Source organism: Anaerobutyricum hallii DSM 3353, from assembly GCF_000173975.1.
Taxonomy (GTDB): Bacteria; Bacillota; Clostridia; order Lachnospirales; family Lachnospiraceae; genus Anaerobutyricum; species Anaerobutyricum hallii.
Window position 1 is genome coordinate 1 of record NZ_ACEP01000149.1, and the last position, 20,626, is coordinate 20,626.

The 20,626-nt window shown below is 35.7% G+C and carries 16 protein-coding genes; 13 read left to right on the forward strand and 3 right to left on the reverse strand.

The genetic code is table 11. From position 1 onward, the window contains the following. Nucleotides 1-494: 494 nt before the first annotated feature. On the reverse strand, nt 495-1,733 hold the full coding sequence (locus EUBHAL_RS13360; protein ID WP_005351078.1) for a nucleotide sugar dehydrogenase: 1,239 nt from the start codon (nt 1,731-1,733) through the stop codon (nt 495-497). Between the two features lie 193 nt (nt 1,734-1,926). Between EUBHAL_RS13360 and glf the strand changes: the two genes are divergently transcribed. Genes glf through EUBHAL_RS15005 form a run of 4 tightly spaced genes read left to right on the forward strand, consistent with a single transcriptional unit; the run spans nt 1,927 to nt 6,454 of the window. Beyond that, nucleotides 1,927-3,033, forward strand: a complete 1,107-nt coding sequence (gene glf / locus EUBHAL_RS13365; protein ID WP_044923628.1) for a UDP-galactopyranose mutase — start codon at nt 1,927-1,929, stop codon at nt 3,031-3,033. A 14-nt stretch (nt 3,034-3,047) separates the two neighbouring features. After that, nucleotides 3,048-4,196 (forward strand): glycosyltransferase family 2 protein, encoded by a 1,149-nt coding sequence (locus EUBHAL_RS13370; RefSeq protein ID WP_005351082.1) that lies wholly within the window; start codon nt 3,048-3,050, stop codon nt 4,194-4,196. 10 nt (nt 4,197-4,206) lie between these two features. Next, a complete protein-coding gene (locus EUBHAL_RS13375) occupies nt 4,207-5,181 on the forward strand; it encodes a glycosyltransferase family 2 protein (RefSeq protein ID WP_044923621.1) in 975 nt (324 codons plus the stop codon). A gap of 34 nt (nt 5,182-5,215) precedes the next feature. Continuing rightward, nucleotides 5,216-6,454: a glycosyltransferase gene (locus EUBHAL_RS15005; protein WP_005351086.1), complete on the forward strand. Its 1,239-nt coding sequence runs from the start codon at nt 5,216-5,218 to the stop codon at nt 6,452-6,454. 18 nt (nt 6,455-6,472) lie between these two features. On the opposite strand, the gene EUBHAL_RS13385 is transcribed toward EUBHAL_RS15005, so the two are convergent. Continuing rightward, nucleotides 6,473-7,570 carry an acyltransferase gene (locus EUBHAL_RS13385; protein ID WP_005351088.1) on the reverse strand — a complete coding sequence of 366 codons (1,098 nt, stop codon included), beginning with the start codon at nt 7,568-7,570 and terminating at the stop codon, nt 6,473-6,475. A 190-nt stretch (nt 7,571-7,760) separates the two neighbouring features. Here EUBHAL_RS13385 and EUBHAL_RS13390 point away from each other — a divergent pair, with 190 nt between their 5' ends. The 9 genes from EUBHAL_RS13390 to EUBHAL_RS13430 all read left to right on the forward strand — a co-directional run bounded on the left by EUBHAL_RS13390 (nt 7,761) and on the right by EUBHAL_RS13430 (nt 18,510). Beyond that, nucleotides 7,761-9,566, forward strand: coding sequence for a DUF6020 family protein (locus EUBHAL_RS13390; protein WP_167534410.1), 1,806 nt, complete (start codon nt 7,761-7,763; stop codon nt 9,564-9,566). A 234-nt stretch (nt 9,567-9,800) separates the two neighbouring features. Further along, nucleotides 9,801-11,054 (forward strand): glycosyltransferase, encoded by a 1,254-nt coding sequence (locus EUBHAL_RS13395; protein WP_005351092.1) that lies wholly within the window; start codon nt 9,801-9,803, stop codon nt 11,052-11,054. A 165-nt stretch (nt 11,055-11,219) separates the two neighbouring features. Continuing rightward, nucleotides 11,220-11,999 (forward strand): helix-turn-helix domain-containing protein, encoded by a 780-nt coding sequence (locus tag EUBHAL_RS13400; protein ID WP_005351093.1) that lies wholly within the window; start codon nt 11,220-11,222, stop codon nt 11,997-11,999. A 247-nt stretch (nt 12,000-12,246) separates the two neighbouring features. After that, entirely contained in the window at nt 12,247-13,509 is a 1,263-nt protein-coding gene (locus tag EUBHAL_RS13405; protein WP_005351095.1) for a glycoside hydrolase family 10-like protein, read from the forward strand. A 200-nt stretch (nt 13,510-13,709) separates the two neighbouring features. Beyond that, the gene (locus EUBHAL_RS13410; protein ID WP_022169954.1) at nt 13,710-13,922 is read left to right on the forward strand and encodes a FeoA family protein; all 213 of its coding nucleotides are present in this window, start codon (nt 13,710-13,712) and stop codon (nt 13,920-13,922) included. Nucleotides 13,923-14,258: 336 nt separating this feature from the next. Continuing rightward, the gene (locus tag EUBHAL_RS13415) at nt 14,259-14,591 is read left to right on the forward strand and encodes a DUF6110 family protein (RefSeq protein ID WP_022169955.1); all 333 of its coding nucleotides are present in this window, start codon (nt 14,259-14,261) and stop codon (nt 14,589-14,591) included. 190 nt (nt 14,592-14,781) lie between these two features. Continuing rightward, nucleotides 14,782-16,881, forward strand: coding sequence for a heavy metal translocating P-type ATPase (locus EUBHAL_RS13420; protein WP_044923624.1), 2,100 nt, complete (start codon nt 14,782-14,784; stop codon nt 16,879-16,881). A gap of 498 nt (nt 16,882-17,379) precedes the next feature. After that, entirely contained in the window at nt 17,380-17,997 is a 618-nt protein-coding gene (locus tag EUBHAL_RS13425; RefSeq protein ID WP_005351102.1) for a DUF3793 family protein, read from the forward strand. 78 nt (nt 17,998-18,075) lie between these two features. Beyond that, a complete protein-coding gene (locus EUBHAL_RS13430) occupies nt 18,076-18,510 on the forward strand; it encodes a flavodoxin (RefSeq protein WP_022169352.1) in 435 nt (144 codons plus the stop codon). Nucleotides 18,511-18,947: 437 nt separating this feature from the next. Here the strand turns inward: EUBHAL_RS13430 and EUBHAL_RS13435 are convergent, their stop codons facing one another. Next, entirely contained in the window at nt 18,948-20,279 is a 1,332-nt protein-coding gene (locus EUBHAL_RS13435) for an MATE family efflux transporter (RefSeq protein WP_005351107.1), read from the reverse strand. Nucleotides 20,280-20,626 lie beyond the last annotated feature (347 nt).

Sequence of the window (20,626 nt, forward strand, 5' to 3'; positions counted from 1 at the left end):
CGTCAGATGGTTATGGCATTCCGAGGAGTTAAAATTCTAAAGAACTGACGTTTAAACCATTACTGGAATTGATTTAAAAATTTATTTGTTTTTTACAGTTTTTTTGTAGTTTTTTTTCGCGTTTTCAATGAAAACATCTCACTTTTTAAGAGATAAAGCTATAAACAGTTTTAAATTTCCAGTTCATAAGAAAGTAGTAACCTACCCATAAATTATTGTATTACTATGATAATAGTTTATGTATCAATCCTATAGAATTTAATTTTCTGGATATTTCTATACCTTCAACCTTCTTCTCCAAATCCCTCCAACTGATTTTCTGAGTTGCCAACACACAGAACTCCAGAAGCTAAATAAAGCATATTTGTGGCCTCGGAGCAAGGTTTGGATGTGAGCGCTTTAAGCGAACATTCAAACTGCCGCGACTAAAGTCACAAATATGCTTTATTTTGGCTTCTGGAGTTCGTCTGCTTCGTAGCCTCACAAATCAGGATTTAATCTCTTCGGAAGAGGTCTCTTGTATAAACTTTGTCCTCTACATCAGCGAGTTCATCGGAAAAACGATTTGCAATAATAACATTACAGTTTGCCTTGAAAGCGTCAAAATCTTTTTCAACTTTGCTTCCAAAGAAAGTATCATCAGCCAAAGTTGGTTCATAAATGATAACTTCTGCACCTTTAGCTTTCAGGCGCTTCATGACACCCTGAATAGAAGACTGGCGGAAGTTATCGGAGTTGGACTTCATAGTAAGGCGGTATACACCGATGGTAACCTGATTACCAGGAGTGCCGTCACGTCCGGCAGTACCGTGATAATATCCGGCTTTTTCTAAGATTCTGTCAGCGATAAAATCTTTTCTTGTGGAGTTAGATTTTACAATCGCTTCAATTAAGTTTTCAGGAACATCTTTGTAGTTGGCAAGAAGCTGTTTTGTATCTTTTGGAAGGCAGTATCCGCCATAACCAAAAGATGGGTTATTGTAATGTGTACCGATACGTGGGTCTAAACCAACACCATCAATAATCTGTTTTGTATTTAAGCCATGTACTTCTGCATAGCTGTCAAGTTCGTTAAAGAAACTTACGCGGAGTGCGAGATAAGTATTGGCAAATAATTTAACGGCCTCTGCCTCTGTAGGGTTTGTAAATAAAACAGGAATATCTTCTTTGATAGCTCCCTCTTTTAAAAGACCGGCAAAAGTATGTGCTGCCTGTACAAGACGTTCATCATCTAACGGTGCACCAACAATAATTCTGGAAGGATAGAGATTGTCGTAAAGAGCACGTCCCTCACGTAAAAATTCTGGGGAGAAGATGATATTCTCTGTGTTAAACTTCTCTCTTACGGAAAGAGTATATCCAACAGGAACAGTGGATTTGATAATCATAGTCGCGTTTGGATTGTATTCAAGAACTAACTTGATAACAGCTTCTACGCTTGAAGTGTCAAAGTAATTCATCTTAGGATCATAGTTTGTAGGAGTACTGATGATAACAAAATCTGCATTTTCATAAGCTTTTTTTGCATCAGTAGTAGCTGTAAGATTTAAATCCTTTGTAGCGAGGTATTCCTGAATCTCTTTATCTACGATAGGAGACTTGCCGGAATTGATCAGATTTACTTTTTCTTCGATAATATCAACGGCATAAACTTCGTTATGCTGAGAAAGAAGGATTGCATTGGAAAGACCGACATAACCGGTTCCGGCAATCGCTATTTTATAAGAACTCATTAATAATACACTCCTTTATTGAACATTATTTAGTAAAATTGTAAACAGAGTGTGTTAAAAAGTCAAGAAAAGAATGTACATCATAAGATTATTTAAGAGGTTTGTCAATTGAAAAAAATGTTATATCATGTTAAAATATTACGGATATATTACAGAACAATATTTTTTGGAGAAAAATGTAAAAGGAGAAATCATGAAAAAATATGATTATTTGATTGTAGGAGCAGGACTTTTTGGTGCTGTTTTCGCTCATGAAATGACAAAAGAAGGAAAAAAATGTCTTGTAATTGATAAAAGAGATCACATAGCAGGTAATATTTACTGTGAGAATGTAGAGGGAATTAATGTGCATAAGTATGGTGCTCATATTTTCCATACATCTGATAAAGTAGTTTGGGAATACATTAATCAGTTTGCAGAGTTTAATAATTACATTAACTCTCCGGTAGCAAGATATAAAGATGAACTTTATAACTTACCATTTAATATGAATACATTTAGCAAGATGTTTGGTATTAAGACACCGGCAGAAGCAAAAGCAAAAATTCAGGAAGAAATTGAAGAATTAGGAATCACAGAACCAAAGAACTTAGAAGAACAGGCTCTTTCTTTAGCTGGCCGTTCTGTATATGAGAAGTTAGTAAAGGGTTATACAGAGAAACAGTGGGGACGTGACTGTAAGGATCTTCCTGCATTTATTATTAAGAGACTTCCGCTTCGTTTTATTTATGATAATAACTACTTTAATGACCGTTTCCAGGGAATTCCTATGGGTGGATATACTGCAATTGTTGAGAAGATGTTAGAAGGTTCTGACGTATTGCTGAATACAGATTATTATGAGTTTAGAAAAGAGAATGCGGGTATCGCAGAGAAGACAGTGTATACCGGAATGCTTGATAAATATTTTGATTATAAATATGGTGTATTAGAATACAGAAGCGTTCGCTTTGAAACAGAGACATTAGATATGGATAACTATCAGGGTAACGCTGTAGTAAACTATACAGAGAGAGAAGTTCCTTATACCCGTATTATCGAGCATAAGCATTTTGAGTATGGTACACAGCCCAAAACAGTTATTTCAAGAGAGTATCCGAGTGAATGGAAGCTTGGTGAGGAACCATACTATCCGGTGAATAATGAGAAGAACGAAGAAGTTGCCGGTAAGTATCGTGAATTAGCAGATAAAGAAGAGAATGTTATTTTTGGCGGACGTCTTGGCGAATATCGTTATTATGATATGGACAAGGTAATTGCAGCGGCATTAAAAGCAGTAGAGAAAGAAAAGAATAATTAATTAGGAGTGAGGAAATGGCAAAAGTATCTATTATTATACCTACTTATAACGTGGAGATGTATCTTGTAGAATGTATGGAGAGTGTTGTAAACCAGACATTAAAAGATATTGAAATTATCTGTATTAACGATGGTTCAACCGATGGCTCTTTAGAGATCTTAAAGAGTTATGCGCAAAAGGATGACAGAATCGTTCTTGTTGATAAAGAGAATGGTGGTTATGGAATCGGAATGAATATCGGTTTAGATAAAGCGACTGGAGAATATATCGGAATTGTAGAACCAGATGATTTTATCCCGTTAAATATGTATAGTGATTTATATGAAAAAGCTGTTGAGAATGATTTAGACTTTATTAAGGCAGATTTCTATCGTTTTAAACGAGACAGTGAAACAGAGGATATGGAATTAGTTTATAATCATTTATCACCAAATAAGGAAGATTATAATATCGTGTTCAATCCAAGTGAAACACCGAAAGCAATCCGTTATATTATGAATACCTGGAGCGGAATTTATAAGAGAAGCTTTATTGAGGAATTCCATATTCGTCATAACGAAACTCCTGGTGCATCTTTCCAGGATAATGGATTCTGGTTCCAGACATTTGCCTATGCAAAGCGTGGAATGATCATTGATAAGCCATACTATATGAATCGAAGAGATAATCCGAATTCTTCCGTTCATAACAAAGAAAAGGTATACTGCATGAATGTTGAGTATGATCATATCAGAGAGTTGCTGGTGAGAGATAAAGAGGTATGGGAGCGTTTCCGTTCAATGTACTGGTTAAAGAAGTATAACAATTATATGGGAACGATCAAGCGTATTGGTGAAGAATATAAGAGAGAATATGTTCATCGTTTCAGTGATGAGTTTAAGCGGGGACTTGAATTAGGAGAGTTAGACGAATCCGTATTTACAAAGATTAGCTGGTCTAATATTCAGTTTATTACCAAGGATCCGAATGGCTTCTATATGAAAAAGGTGGCTACTCCGGTAAAGGTAAGAAGACTCACTAAGAAAGTAGAAAAGTTAGAAAAACAGAACGCAAAACTTCAAAACGATATTAAGATTATTAAAGGTTCCAGATCCTACAGACTTGGATGGTTTATGTTAACAATTCCAAGAAAGATTAAGGCGCTTTTTAAAGGCAATAAATAAAGGAGAAATTATGAGCGTAAAGGTATCTGTTATATTACCAGTTTATAATGTGTCTGAATATCTTCGTCAGTGCATGGACAGCATTGTAGGACAGACGTTAAAGGACATAGAGATTATTTGCGTAGATGATGGTTCAACAGATGATTCTTTAGAAATTTTAAAGGAATATGAAGCAAAAGATAAACGTGTTAAAGTAATTGAACAGAAAAATGCAGGAGCGGGAGCTGCCAGAAATAATGGTTTGGCAATCGCTACCGGAGAATATTTATCTTTTCTTGATTCCGATGATTTTTTTGAGCCGGATATGTTAGAAAAAGCCTATGAAAAGGGCAAAAGCTCTAATGCACAGGTTGTAGTATTTCGTTCAGATCAGTACAGAGAAGATCTGAACGAATTTGTTCAGGTTAAGTGGACCTTAAGAGAAAAGCAGATTCCGCCATATCGTCCGATGAATTGCCGTTCTTTTACCGGAAATATATTCAAAGTATTTGTCGGATGGGCTTGGGATAAGCTGTTTGAGCGCAAGTTTGTTGAGGAGAATCATCTGAAGTTTCAGCAGATTCGAACATCAAATGATATGTTATTTGTATTTTCAGCGCTTGCATTTGCACAGAGAATGGAGATTGTAGATCTTGTTCTGGCACATCAACGGAGGAATAATCCGAATTCTCTCTCTAATACCAGAGAAAAGTCATGGGATTGCTTCCACACTGCATTGAACGCATTAAAGGATGCGTTGACAGCGCATGGAAACTTCTGGGAGTTCGAGCAGGATTATATCAACTATGCGTTACATTTTAGTTTATGGCATTTAGATACGATAACGGGAGCGAAAAAAGAAGTTTTATTTAATAAATTAAAGAATGAATGGTTTGCTGAATTTGGAATTGATTCTCTTCCAGCAGAAAGATTTTATGATAAGAAAGAGTATGCCAAATATCTTAAGATAAAATCAAATGAGTTTAATGCTTATTATGAAGAATAGACGTTGTGAGTAGATAGACAGAAAGGAGACAGCGATGAGTACCGATAAAAAAGAGTATGGAATTTCAGTGATAATACCTTGTTATAATGTAGGACAATATGTGGAAGAAACATTAAAATCTGTGTTAAATCAGAGTTTTAAGAATTACGAGATTATTTGTTTAAATGATGGTTCAACAGATGGAACTTTAGAAATATTAAATAAATATCAGAGTTTATATCCATATATTCAAGTGTTTACGGGAGAAAACCACGGAGTTGCGTACCAGAGAAATAAGGGTGTTCAGCGTGCTCGGGGCAAGTATATCTACTATTTGGATGGTGATGATTTGATTAAAGAAAACTGTCTGGAGACATTGTATCAATATGCAGAAGCAGATAGTCTGGATATTCTGTATTTTGAGGCAGAAAGTTTTTACGAATCAAAAGAAATTGAGGAAGCATTTCCTCAATTTCTTACATTATATCATAGACATAAAGAGTATGATGGTGTTTATGATGGTAAAAATCTGTACATTGAGATGGAGAATAAAGGCGATATTAAAATGTCAGTTTGTTTACAATTTGTGCGTCGGCAATTTCTGATAGATAATAATATCAAATTTGGGGAAGAAAGGTATTTTGAGGATAATCTATATACTGTAAGAACTATGATTAAAGCAGCCAGAGCAAGATGTGTCAGAGATAATTTATACTTAAGACGAGTTAGAGGCAATTCGATAATGACCGGTGGAAAAAGAAAAATTCGTTTTGAATCCTATTTGGAGGTCGTTAGAGGTTTAATGCAGATATTAGAAGATGAAAAACAGAATTCTGCATTGCAGGAGGCAATTTATAAAAGAATAAGAGGAACCTATATCAATATTTTTAAAGATTATTTAAAAGTGCCGGAAAGTGAAAGAGATGAACTTTTTGGAGAAAAAAATAGTCCCTTATATTTACTTATAGGAATGGCTTTCTTTATGAATATTGAGGAAGTAGACAGAAAAAAAGTATCTGAGAAATTGAAAAAGACATATGCTGAGAAATCAGAGATTAATGAAAAACTACAAAGAACATACGCTGAGAAATCAGAGATTAATGCCAAACTGAAAAAGGCATATGAAGAAAAAACAGAACGCGGAGAAAAGCTTAAAAAACTGCGAAAGCATTTAAAAGATACAAAAGCAGAATTAGAAAAAAAATCAAAGCGTTTAGAGCAGTTAGAACAGGAAAAGAAACAGCTGGAGAAGCATTTTCTGGGAAGATTTGTTTTGGAAAAGTATAATAAATAAAAGTTATCCACTGTTTCACTAAGCGAAACAATGGATAACTTTGTTTAGAAGTTTTTTTATGTTTCTAAACAAAATAGAAATTATCAGACAGATAACAAAAATGATAAGGACAATAGAACTATTATATAAAATGTCGGCAATGAACTCGGAAAAATGGGAGAACATAAAATGATTTAACATAGTAGGTACATTGTATGTTGCAAGTAAATCTCTTATAGGGATATGGATTAAATATACTGGGAAAGTATAAGAGGCCAGCCAGCATATGAATTTTTGAATTATGTTTGAAGACCCAGGTGCTTTGATGACAGAGCAACAAAAAATAAATATTGCAGAAGCACAGATAATACCAATAGAACTATACCAAAATAGAATATAGTTATTTGGTGTTTCTAATGAATATCTGTGAAGCTGAATGAGGCTCCTAAGGTAATTCAGAGAGAAAAACAAAAATATGGAAACTGGTATAGCAAGTTTACGGGTAAAAATCTTCTGATATTTATAAAGAATATGTCCCCAGATTATTTCAATAGAAGCGGGAACTAGAGCATTTATTGAATGATGGGAAAATGTTCCGAGACTATTCGAAGAAATATCATTCATGATTAAAAATATAAATGTTCCTATTAAAAAAATCTTTGTTCGATTTGTATCAGCATCCAGATAATCTACAAATGCCTTAAGCAAAGGATAGATAAGGATTACTAAAATATAAACATAAAGATACCATAAGTGAACGCTGTGGCTAATTGGATTTTGCCAGGAAAGAAGAGTTCGAAAGGTATCAATGTATTTAGAGGCAGCAATATGTAATGAAAGAGGTTGTTTATCAAATAGCCAGTCAAAACAATAGAAACCAATAATGCTAAATATAATTAACGGAATGATGATATGTTTTAGGGTTTTCTTTAATAATCTGCAATAGTCATTATTGAAGAGGAAGGCACCAGTGATCATAAAAAAGATAGCTACGCCATCAGCTAACAGACAATTTAGAAAAAGACGGAAAGTATCCCAACTATGCTCGTTTACAGCAGCGGATAGACTGGTGTGTACTCCGATTACAATCAGGCAGGCTAGAAGTCTGCAAAGTTCAATAGATGGATTTCGTTTCATGTTATTACCTCGTATAAAATTAATAGATAGTATAGTAAACCTTATATAATATAAAGTATTGTATAATATTAGCATAAAAATATAAAAATTGAAATAACGATTTATTTTATTTAAAAAGTTCGTATTTCTGATTGGAAATAAAATAGACGGAAAATAAAGAGGTATATAAAGAATGATGCAGGAGTGTAGTATGAGAGACAAAATTAAACCAGGAGTGTATGCGATTTTATCGGCGGTAGCTTTGTGTATTTCAGGACGGTTTTCAGTTATAATTGGCGGCTGGGCAAAACTTGCTGCAGAACTTAGCGGTGAAAAAGAGCAGGCATTTGTCATCGTTATTTTACTAATGATTTTATATAGAAAGAGCTGGAGCATATATATATCAGGACGGAAATGGATAACACATATATTAGCAGTGTGTTTTTCTTGCTGTATGCTTATAGGAAAAAGTTTTTCTCAGACGGGAAACATAAAATTTATTTTTGGAGATATAAAACAATTTTGTATTGCTGTAATAGTCTTTTTTGGATTTTATATATTATTTGATGTGGCAATTACACTTTTATATGTATATATAAATGAGAAGAGCGAGGAGAAGGAAAAGTCAATAAAAATTAAATGGATAGAGGAACATTACTTTGCCTTTTCTTTTTTATGTATGCTACTATGCTGGAGTCCTTATATCTTATGTTATTTGCCAGGATCAGTACCGCATGATGGTTATTGGCAGTTAAATATGGCATTTGGAATTAATCCTTTGACAAACCATCATCCGTGGGTAATTACTTTTATCTATGGAGTTGTTATGAGAATTGGAAGATACATCAGTGATAACTTTGGCATATTTATGATAGTAGCCATATTTACGGTTATAGAGATATTATGTTATGCATCTGTATGTAATAGTTTAAAAAAATGGGGTGCATCGAAAAAAGTGTATATAGGAACATTGGTGTTTTTTTCGGTCGTTCCGGCATTTGGCGGCTATGCACAGGCTGTAATTAAAGATAATATTTTCACGGCATTGCTGGCGCTGTTCTTTATTATTTATATTGATATTTGTATACAGCATGGAAAAAACATTGAAATAAAAAAGATGGTAATTTTGTTCTTGGTGGGAATGATGGTGTGCCTAAGCAGGAATAATGGTGTTTATATTGTTATTCCGTCAATGGTTTGTTTGACATTATATGTACAGAAGGAAAGAAGCAGATATGTTATCCTCCTGATATGTCTTATGGTATGCTATCAGGGACTGGAAGGTTATGTGGCACCGCAGCTAGGAGTAGAAAAAGGCTCAGTAAAAGAAGTACTTTCTATTCCATTTCAACAGACAGCTCGATATATAAAAGAATATCCAGAAGAAGTTACTTTGAAAGAGAAAAAAGCTATAAATGATATTTTATCTTATGATGGGATTAAAGAAAATTATAATCCAGAAATATCAGATTTTGTAAAAAATACTTTTAGAGAAGGTTCTGAAGATAAATTAGATGAATATTTTAAAGTGTGGTTTGAAATGTTTTTAAAACATCCAATGGTATATATAGAAGCTACATTAAATAATACATTTAGTTATTATTATCCTTTTTATAATGAAAAGGTTTTAGGAGATTATCAGTTTTATATTAAAGGAGCGCCTGTGGCAACAGGATATTTTGATATCCATTACATTACGCCGGTAAAAATAAGAACAGTACTTGCAGAATATGCTCAAATATGGAAGAAGGTTCCGGGATTTTCTCAGCTTGTTGACCCTGGTTTTTATACTTGGATCTTACTGTTGTTAGCAGGATATTTAATCTATAGAAAGAGAACAAGGGATATATTATTATTAATTGGGCCAGCCATCAATATATTGATATGTATTGCTTCCCCGGTTAATGGACTATTGAGATATGCTCTGCCTCTTATGGCGTGTACTCCTCTTTTGATATATTTGACAGTGCGTGAGGAAAAAGAATCTGAAACAGAAGGGGAAAATCGCCCTTTATAACATAGAAATGCTGAATTAAGAAAGAATGAAAACAAATTCTTAAATTCTCTTAATTATTCTTGTTGTATAGTTTCTTATGGTTTATAATCTTAATAGCAATGTAAGTATGACACTGTCGATACCATTGGCAGTGTCATATTTGTTTGTATGAATATTAGAGCATTTTCTAAACATGCTTCAGAGCAGATGTTAAAATGAATATCAAATGGATATTAAGAAAAGAGGGAGGAAACAATGGAAGCAATTAAAGTATCAGTCGTAGTCCCTGTTTATAATGTAGATGAATTTTTAGATAACACACTTTCTGATATTACAGGTCAGACTTTGCGAGAGATAGAGATTATTTGTGTGGATGATGGTTCTACAGATAATTCCTGTAAGATTATTGAAGAATGGATGGAGAAAGATTCCAGAATTCAGCTGATCAGACAGAAGAATCAGTACGCGGGGGTTGCTAGAAATAATGGTTTAAAACAGGCACATGGAAAGTATGTGATTTTCTGGGATGCAGATGATTTATTTGAGCATAATGCATTAGAGGTTATGTATGCACAGGCGGAACAGGAAAACTCCGATATATGTATCTGTGAGGCTCGCAAGTATGATAATGCGAAAGAAAAATATATCCCTTCTGATGCATATTTAAAAGAAGATCTTCTTCCGGGAAAGCAGACGTTTAATAAGTTTGATGTTCCAGATTACATTTTTAACTTAACAAATAATGTACCGTGGAATAAGTTGTATCTCAAAGAATTTATAACAAAAAATAAGCTGCAATATCAGGCAATCAAACAGGCGAATGACACGTATTTTACGATTATGGCATTATTTCTTGCGGAGAGAATCACATATGTGAAAGATGTGCTCATTGCTTACAGGGTAAATAATGATGAGAGTTTATCAGGCAAGGCTTCTGATACCGTATTTTGTGCTTATGATTCATGGCTGTATGCCAAAGAACATATAGAGAAGTATCCAGACTTTAATCTTGTCCGGTTCAGTTTTTTGAATCGTGCCTTGAGCGGATTTTATCATGCATTGAATATTCAGACAACTTTTGAATCCTATGAGAAACTTTACCGTAAGCTTGTGGAAGAAGGTTTTCATGAGTTCGGACTAGATGAATGTACAGAAGAGAATATTTATGCAGTGTGGATGTATAAAGATATGCAGAAGATGTATGAGACAGAACCGGCAGATTTCCTCGTACAAAAGAGTATTACAAGACGTGTTAATAACGAGAATAATAATGTGCGCCGTAAGATCTTAAGAGAGAAGAATGCAGTGTTAAGAGAAAATGTGCAAGCACTGAAAGAGGATAAAAAGACTCTGCAGAGCGACAAAAAGAAACTGCAGGAAGAAAAGAAAAAACTTGAGGGCGAGAAAAAAAAGCTACAAAAAGAAATAGACAATATTAAGCAGTCTAAAGCATATCGTCTTGGAAACAAATTGTTGTGGCTTCCGAGAAAGGTCGTAAAAAGAGGATAAAGTGCGAGTTACTCTTGATTTTCTTCTTATTTTGGATATAATAAAGTAGTATAAAGAAGTAATAAATATTTACAGGGGTGGCCAAAGAAGGTATATTTATGTAAGAATAAGTATACCTTCTTTTTCTTTTATACTTCTTTGGGAGTAGATACTTGATATGCTTTAATGAGTGTAATACATAGAGAGGTGATATGTGTGAATACTTTACAGACAAATGACTGGCTTATTTTGAATTCAATTATTTATGAGATTTATACAACAGCCGATTTTGATGGAATGAGAAAAAAGTTTTTGGAGCAGATGAAAATGCTTGTAGATTTTGACAGTGCGGATTTTTATCTGGCAGCAGCGGACGGCGAGCATAAGCTTACAGCACCGGTTATGTATCATTGTGACGAGGATTTATCGGATGTATATGATACCATTGATTATGGGCGCGGAATTTTATATAGCGGAAAAAGTATCGTATACAGAGAGACGGATATTATGGCAGATGAGGTGCGGACAAAAACGGAGTATTATGACAAAGTATATAAGCCGAACAGATGGCATTATTCCTTACAGATGATTATAGCAAAGGATAAGCAGTTTCTTGGTGTAGTTACCTTATATAGAAATATTGGAAAAGATGATTTTAACCATGATGAAGTATTTCTTGTGGATACGTTAAAGGAGCATATGGCATATCGTCTGTGGCAGCAGAGACAGAACCGTATACAGTTTGGTGAAAAACTTACCGTATCAGCAGCGACAGAGAAATTTGGCCTTACAAGACAGGAACATAACATTCTGCACCTGTTAATGGAAGGAAAAGATAATAGCTTTATCTGTGATTACTTATCTATTAGTATCAATACGTTAAAAAAGCATATTTTAAATATTTATCGAAAACTTGGTATTCGAAACAGGGTGCAGTTGTTTAAGAAAATCAGGGAGAAAGAGTAGAAATAGTCTTTATTCTGACAAAAATATGTGCTATAACTATTTTTGATTTGGTAATAATCTTGTAGCAATTGAAATTTGTATAGCTTTGAACAATTCTATTTTAAAATGTATATATTGCTTTACAGTAAGCAAGAAAAAGTTATTTCTGAAAAGCTCGCTTTTAAAAAGAGACTGTTGTTTTCTTGTGAGGTAGAAATATACGATATATTACAGAGTTATACACAGAGGAAAGGAATGAAGATTTAGTATGTTAAAAAAAGGTAAACTTTTTCTGGTTGTATTACTGACTTGCTTTTTACTTGGAAATACTTTTGGCAGCATAGCAGTAAATGCTGCGGGAAATTCGGCAAGCCAGGCAGCACAGACGGTCGGAACAATGGCAAAATCAGATGAATATAAGGCATTCTGGTTTTCTTATTATGACTATGATGCCTATCGTACCAAGTATAAAAAGAGAAATGCATCTACATTTAAGAAGTATTTTACGAAGGTAGTGAAAAAGGGGAAAAGTCTGGGAATGAACTGTATTATCGTTCATGTCCGCCCGTTTGGAGATGCGATGTACAAGTCCAAATATTTTCCGTGGTCCAAATGCATTTCAGGTAAACAGGGGAAGAATCCGGGATTTGACCCATTAAAAATTATGACTTCTGTAGCCCATGCAAACGGAATGAAAATCGAGGCGTGGATTAATCCTTACCGTGTAGCGGCAGGTTCCACCAATTATAGCCGTTTATCTTCTAAAAATCTGGCAAGAAAGTGGCATAACAACAAAAAGACACGCAGAAATGTTCTTGCTTATCGGGGAAGTCTTTACTATAATCCAGCAAAGGCACAGGTAAGAGAACTTATTGTGAACGGGGCAAAAGAAATTGTACAGAATTATGATGTTGATGGAATTCATATGGATGATTATTTTTACCCAACATTTAATTCTTCCAATGTAAACTCTGCTTTTGATGCAAAAGAATACAAAGCTTCTACTATGGGCAAACATAAAAATGGCATTGTTGCTTTTCGAAGACAACAGGTTAATGCTTTAGTGAAAGCGATTCACAGTGCAGTAAAAGCAACAAAGCCAAATGTGACATTTGGAATTAGCCCGGCAGGAAATATTGATAATTTAACAAGCAAATATTCTTATTATGTAGATATCAATAAATGGTTAAACTCCCATGATTATGTAGATTATATTTGTCCACAGATTTACTGGGGATTCAAACATCCGTATGCGAAGTTTGACAGAGTGACAAAGCGTTGGATGAAAGCTGCAAAAAGCAAAAAAGTAAAAGTATACATAGGAATTGCTGTATACCGCGCAGGCCATAATACCGGTGCAAGTTCAAGCGAACGCCGGGAGTGGAGATCGGATGCAAATGTTCTCAAAAAGCAGGTACAGTATGCTAGAAAAAAAGGTTGTGACGGTTTTGCATTCTTTGACTACCAGGATCTGAAAAGCAAAACAAGTGCGAGAGCGGTAAAAAATTTGAAAAAAGTATTGAAGCGCTAATTTACTAAAGCACAGAACCCGAACAGATAAATAGAGCTTATTTATCTGTTCGGGTTCGTCTGTTTATCCAAACTACTAATTGTTGAGAAAAATTCTCAAATAAATTATTGACTTCTAATAGATATTAGGGTATGCTAACTAAATAAGAATGCGTGAAATAAAAGTAAGTTTTAGCAAACATACAAAAGAAAGAGGTTATTATGTTACCATTAACGATGGCAAGTCAGGGAGAACCAATGACAATTAAAAAGATTGGTGGAAAACAGGAGACGAAGAAGTTCTTAGAGACATTAGGATTTGTTGTTGGCGGAACCGTTACAGTTGTTTCTGAGATTAATGGCAATATGATTGTGAATGTAAAAGATTCCAGAGTTGCCATTGGAAAAGATATGGCAAATAAGATTATGGTTTAAAGCTATGTTTCAACATTGATAATTGAAAGGTTAAAAAAGAGATAGAAAGTTTGAATAGGTATTAGCCTGAGTATTAAGTTATAGAGATTATTGATTGTAGCGTACATTTTTATATCATATATTTTGGATAGCTAGATAATGAAGTCTAAAGCAAAAATATGACAACAATTAAATACTTATTGAGAATACATAACGCTAAGCGAGGATAATTGAGAAAAAATATCATTATTGGATTTTTTACTTGTAATTTCCCCCTCGGTTGGCTTATTATTGTGTGAAAAGAAAAGTGATTGTACTTTTACATAAGAATATTAATATTATCAGGAGGTCATGGACATGTTAGAATGTTTAACTAAAATTAACTGGAAAAAAGTGGGTTTATTTGCATCAGGTACTTTATTTGGAACAGCAGGTATCAAGGTTTTAGCAAGTGATGATGCTAAGAAAGTTTATACAAACTGTACAGCAGCCGTTTTAAGAGCAAAAGAGACTGTTATGAATACAGTTACAACTGTTCAGGAGAACGCTGAAGATATTTATGAAGGCGCAAAACAGATTAATGAAGAACGTGCAGAAGCAAAAGTGGCAGCGGAGTTTGCAGAAGAAGCTGAAGCAGCAGAAGAAGAGACAACAGAAGAAGTTGAAGCTGAGGCAGAAGCAGCAGAATAGTTTTGATAATTTGATTTATATTAAAACATATTGTGGTAAGGCTGACTGTCGATGTTGATTTAAAGTCGATATTAAGTTAGATTCAAAAATTTGAATTTGATTTAAAATGGATGTAGCTTTAAAAGTAAAGAAGAGACTGCAGGACAGAGGCGGTCTCTTTTTTTAACAGATAAATAAAGAGGTGTATATTTTGAAGTTTCAGATAAAACACGAGATAAAAGGAAGAATGCGTCTCCATATATTCCAGAAGAAACAGATGTCTTGCGAACAGGCAGACATTTTATTATATTATCTGGAGAATATCGAAGGCGTAGAATCTGCAAAGGTTTACGAGAGAACAGCAGATGCAGTTGTCCGTTATGCTGCAGATAAAGATGGTTTCGTACGACAGAATATTATTAAAGAAGTGCAGAAGTTCGTTTACGATAAGGTAGAAGTTCCGGATGGTCTTATTGAGAATTCTGGAAGAGAGCTGAATCGTGAATTTCAGGAGAAGCTGATTGGACAGATTACTGCACACTATGCAAGAAAGTTTTTATTACCAGCCCCATTTCGTGCGGTGTATACAGGAATAAAATCATTAGGTTATATTTGGAAGGGACTCCAGACACTTGCACAGCGTAAGTTAGAGGTACCCGTTCTTGATGCAACTGCAATCGGTGTTTCTATTCTTCGTGGTAATTACGATACTGCCGGTTCCGTAATGTTTCTTCTTGGAATTGGCGAACTGTTAGAGGATTGGACGCATAAGAAGTCTGTGGGTGATCTTGCCAGAATCATGTCACTTAATGTAGAAAAGGTATGGCTTAAGACCGAGGACGGAGAAGTTCTTGTTCCATATTCCCAGATTAAACAGGGGGACAGCATTGTTGTACACATGGGTAACGTCATTCCATTTGATGGAACTGTATTAGCTGGAGAGGCAATGGTGAACCAGGCATCCCTTACTGGAGAGTCTATGCCGGTTAGAAAGTCAGAGGAGACTTCTGTTTATGCAGGAACTGTTGTAGAAGAAGGTGAAATCACTGTTAAGGTAAAAGCGGTTGGCGGAAGTGGACGTTATGACAAGATTGTTACAATGATTGAAGATTCCCAGAAGTTAAAGTCTGGTCTTGAAGGTAAGGCAGAACATTTAGCTGATAAGCTTGTGCCATACACACTTGCAGGAACAGGACTTGTTTACTTAGCGACAAGAAATGCCACAAAGGCAATTGCTGTTCTTATGGTTGATTTCTCCTGTGCATTAAAACTTGCTATGCCAATTTCTGTATTATCTGCAATTCGTGAAGCAAGCCAGCATAATGTTACTGTCAAAGGCGGCAAGTACATGGAAGCTGTCGCAGAAGCAGATACTATTGTATTTGACAAGACAGGAACACTGACAAAGGCAGAGCCTACTGTTGCGGAAGTTGTTCCATTTGGAGGCAATGATGCAGATGAAATGCTTCGTATGGCAGCCTGTATGGAAGAACATTTTCCACATTCTATGGCAAAAGCAGTCGTAGATGCTGCATTAAAGAAAGAACTTGACCATGAGGAAATGCATTCCAAAGTACAGTATATTGTAGCACACGGTATTTCTACTACGATTGAAGGGAAAACAGCTGTAATCGGAAGTTATCATTTCGTATTTGAAGATGAAAATTGTAAGATTCCAGCAGGAGAAGAAGCGAAATTTGAAGCTCTTCCAGAAGAGTATTCCCACCTTTATCTTGCATTAGAAGGAACACTTGCTGCTGTAATCTGTATCGAAGACCCTCTTCGTGAGGAAGCAGCCGATGTAATCAAAGCTCTGAAAAAGGCAGGTATTTCAAAAGTTGTTATGATGACTGGTGACAGTGAGAGAACTGCCGCAGCCATCGCAAAACGTGTAGGCGTTGATGAATATTATTCTGAAGTACTTCCGGAAGATAAAGCAAACTTTATCACAAAGGAAACAGAAAAAGGAAGAAAGGTCATGATGATTGGTGATGGCATCAATGATTCACCAGCCCTTTCTGCCGCAAGCGTTGGAATCGCTGTAAGTGATGGCGCAGAAATTGCAAAAGAAATCGCAGACATTACGATCAGCGCAGAAAGTTTATATGAAGTCGTAGCATTGAAAAAGATTAGTAATGCATTATTAAAACGAATTCATAAAAATTATCGCTCCATCGTGGGAATTAACTCTGGATTGATTGTACTTGGAGTTGCAGGAGTATTAGCTCCGGCAACATCAGCATTATGTCATAATGTTTCAACACTGCTTATTAGTTTAAACAGTATGAAAAACCTACTCCCAGAAGAGTAGGGATGATTTGATTTATTAGCGGGACAGACGCACCCCGAAGAGAAAAGATACCCTATATTTATGACTTTAGTCGTGGCGGTTTGAATGTTCGCTTATGGCTCGCATCCAAACCTTGCTCCGAGGCCATAAATATAGGGTATCTTTTTTCTTCGGGGTGCTGACTGTGTATGGACTTGATTAAATTAAATCAGTGGGAGGACGATTTGAGGATGAGACGCATATTTATTTCTATATGGACTGTTCTTATCCCAAGTCAGGTTGATACATATTTTTTATAACACTTCAAAAAATAATTCAAAGCCAAAAATGAAACAGAAAATATATCCTATATTTGTGACCTCTTCCTGGGCGTCTGTTTTGAATATTTTTCAAAAAAAGATGCAAAATACCCTCTTATAGAGAAAAGTGTATCAATAAGGGTATTGACTTTATGACGAAAGTTAGTTATTATAAATGCAAGTTAGTAATAACTAACAAACATTAAAACAAGGAGGCACCATGAGACAGGAAGTATTTGAGATTGTACAGAAGATGGACAAAGATAATATCAGAACACAGATGGCCCTGCAGTGTGCGCCGTTGATTACCGGACTTAAGGTGGCGAATCTTTTGATTATTCCATCTAAGAACGAAGAGTTTGTTGGAGCGATTCTTGATGGAACGGATATTTCTTATATGAGATTAGCGAAGTCAGAATGCAAGACAACATTTTTCCTGTATCGGGAAGCAAGCTTAACTGTCTGGCTTACGAAAGCTGAGAACAGAGTACTTCTCAGGGAGGCAGGATACAACGGTAAAGTATTATCTGATATCCTCAGAGCAGTTCAGATACGATATGAAGCTTATGTGCAGAAAGGGAAAGATTTTCCCCATGAAATTGGTGTACTGTTAGGTTATCCTGCAGAAGATGTCAAAGGATTTGTGGTGAATGAGGGGAAAAATTATCTCTATTCTGGTTACTGGAAGGTTTATGGAGACCTGTCGGAAGCAAAGCAACTGTTTTACAAATTTGACCGGGCGAAGGAAGCGTTGATTGAACTGGTATCGCAAGGTATCGGAATAAGAAATGTTATCGAAAGCTGCAGTAGTAATTTACTGCTGGATGGCGCGGCTTAAAGTTCCTTGTAAGACCTTTTCAAAGATGGAAACATCATGGTAAATCAAACTAATAATTTTTTTCAGGAGGAAGCAGCAATGAGCAAGATTAGCGTAGTGTACTGGTCTCAGACAGGAAACACAGAAGCTATGGCGGAAGCTGTCGGAGCCGGAATTGCAAAAGCCGGTAAAGAAGCAGACGTAGTAGAAGTCTCAAGCGCATCTATGGAAGACTTAAAAGCAGCAAAAGTATTTGCACTTGGATGTCCTGCAATGGGCGCAGAAGTACTTGAAGAGATGGAGATGGAACCATTTGTGGAAGAAGTAGAAGGCTTCGCACAGGGAAAAACCATCGCACTTTTCGGTTCCTATGGCTGGGGAGATGGCCAGTGGATGAGAGACTGGGAAGAAAGAATGACAGCAGCAGGCGCAACGGTATTAAACGGTGAAGGCCTCATCTGCCAGGAAACTCCAGATGATGATGCAATCAAACAGTGCGAAGAACTGGGCGAACAGCTGGCTCAGAACGCATAAGAGTGTAGAATCATTCAAAGAAAAACTCGTAGTAACTCATAGTAAAAAATAGTAACAAGCAATTATAGTAATCGCATAGTAACGCATATAAAAAACTCATAATAACGCAGTAAAGTAATTTATATTAAAAAGTAACGTATATCAATAAGTAATTACACATTTAAAAAATACCTCTAATTTAATGAAATACCCTTTCTAAAATTTATTTTTAGTCGAAAAGACAAGAAAGAAGAAATCCTTTCATTCCTTTCCGTAAATCGCAGCGGAAAGCAAGGGAAGTGATTTCTTCTTTTTTTGTGTGGGACAAAACAGATGAAACCAGCTAATAGATGAGAAGTGGGCTTGTTTTTCTCTTCGGGTTTCTCTGTTTATAGTTTGTCTGTCTATAGGCGTGTGTCGGATTATGTGCCGATCACTCATGCTGAGTTCGTCTGTTTCTACTTATTACGCAAGGCTTTTCGATAAATGCCATAAGCCACAAATGCCGTAACTGTTTCTGTTATCCAGAAAGAGTGCCATACTCCATTTGCGCCGATAAATCGGCTGAGTACGAACGCTAATGGTACGATGATTACGAGGTAACGAAGCAGGGAGACAACAAGTGATTCATTTCCCTTTCCGAGTGCTTCTAAAGCTCCACTTGATACGACGGAGACAGAAGAAACGATGAAGCCGCAGGAAATAATGCGGAGTGCGGATGCACCGGCGGCGATAGTTGTTTCCTGAGTGGTAAACATTTTCATAAAAGTTTCTGGCGTAAACATAAAAAGTAAGGTGCCGGCTGTCATGATGCCGATAGCAATTGTGAGGGCAAGCCGGTAGATTTTGTTTACTCGTCTGTATTCTTTTGCACCGTAATTGTAACCCATGAGCGGACGCATTCCCTGAATCATTCCGTTGACGGATAAATATAAGAAAGTCTGCAATTTATAATAGATTCCAAGAATGATAACACCAGATTCGGAAATTGATGCAAGGATTCCATTTAATGCGGAAATAAGCAGAGAAGGAAGCGCCATATTTAATGCACCGGGAATTCCAACACCGTAAAGGCGTATGCAGACATTTTTTTCAGGGCGAAGCAGGTGTTTACGTATTGTTACGGGTGGCTTTTTAAATATATAAAACAAAATGTAAATAAGTAAGGTAGAACACTGGCCGATGCCGGTTGCGATAGCGGCTCCTTCGATTCCAAGTCGTGGAAACGGTCCAATTCCAAAAATGAGAACTGGGTCAAGGATAATATTCAGGATGCAACCACACAGCATACTGAGCATGCTGACAACCATCATCCCCATCGCCTGAAAGTATTTTTCAAAAGTGATTTCCACATGGATAATAATTGAGAAAAGAAGAACGATATTTGAATAACGTAATCCTAAAGAGAGGGTGTCCTGATTGTTCGTAAACAGTTTTAAGAATGAAGGCATAATGAGGATGCCGGTTATACTTAAAATAATTCCATGTACAATAGAGAGAAACATTCCCTGTGAGGCAGCTTTATCTGCCTGTTCTCGCTGATCTGCTCCGAGACAGAAAGCAATCATAACATTGATGCCGATACCGAAACCTACGGCAACGGAGTTAACAACATTCTGAATTGGAAATACAAGAGAAAGTGCAGTCATGGCATCTTCGCTGATCTTGGCAACGAAAATACTGTCAATAATGTTGTAAAGTGAATTTACCAGCATGGATAAAATCATTGGTGCCGCCATAGAAAGCAGAAGTGGCAGAATTGGTTTTTCTTTCATATAAGTTTGTTCCATAAAATATCTTTTCCCTTCTGTATTATTTATTATTAATGTTTTACAGGGTACACATTGATGCTGTTAGATTTGTGAATTTTATTTACCAGGTTGATTTTGCTACTATAAGTGAGCAAATACAGAAAAATGCACAAAAATAGGTGCTTCTTGTTTGTAGTCTAAACACATTCAGACCAAGCAAGTAAAGTATGTTTTTATAATGCGGACATAGTTGTGCAATATTTTAAATTTACTCATTTATAGTTTGCTATATAGATTTTTTGTACAAATGCTGGTAAATATTTTTTATGACAAAAACTGAGCCTGTATATTCTGTAAAAAGGAGTAGTTTATCGCAGTGACATCCT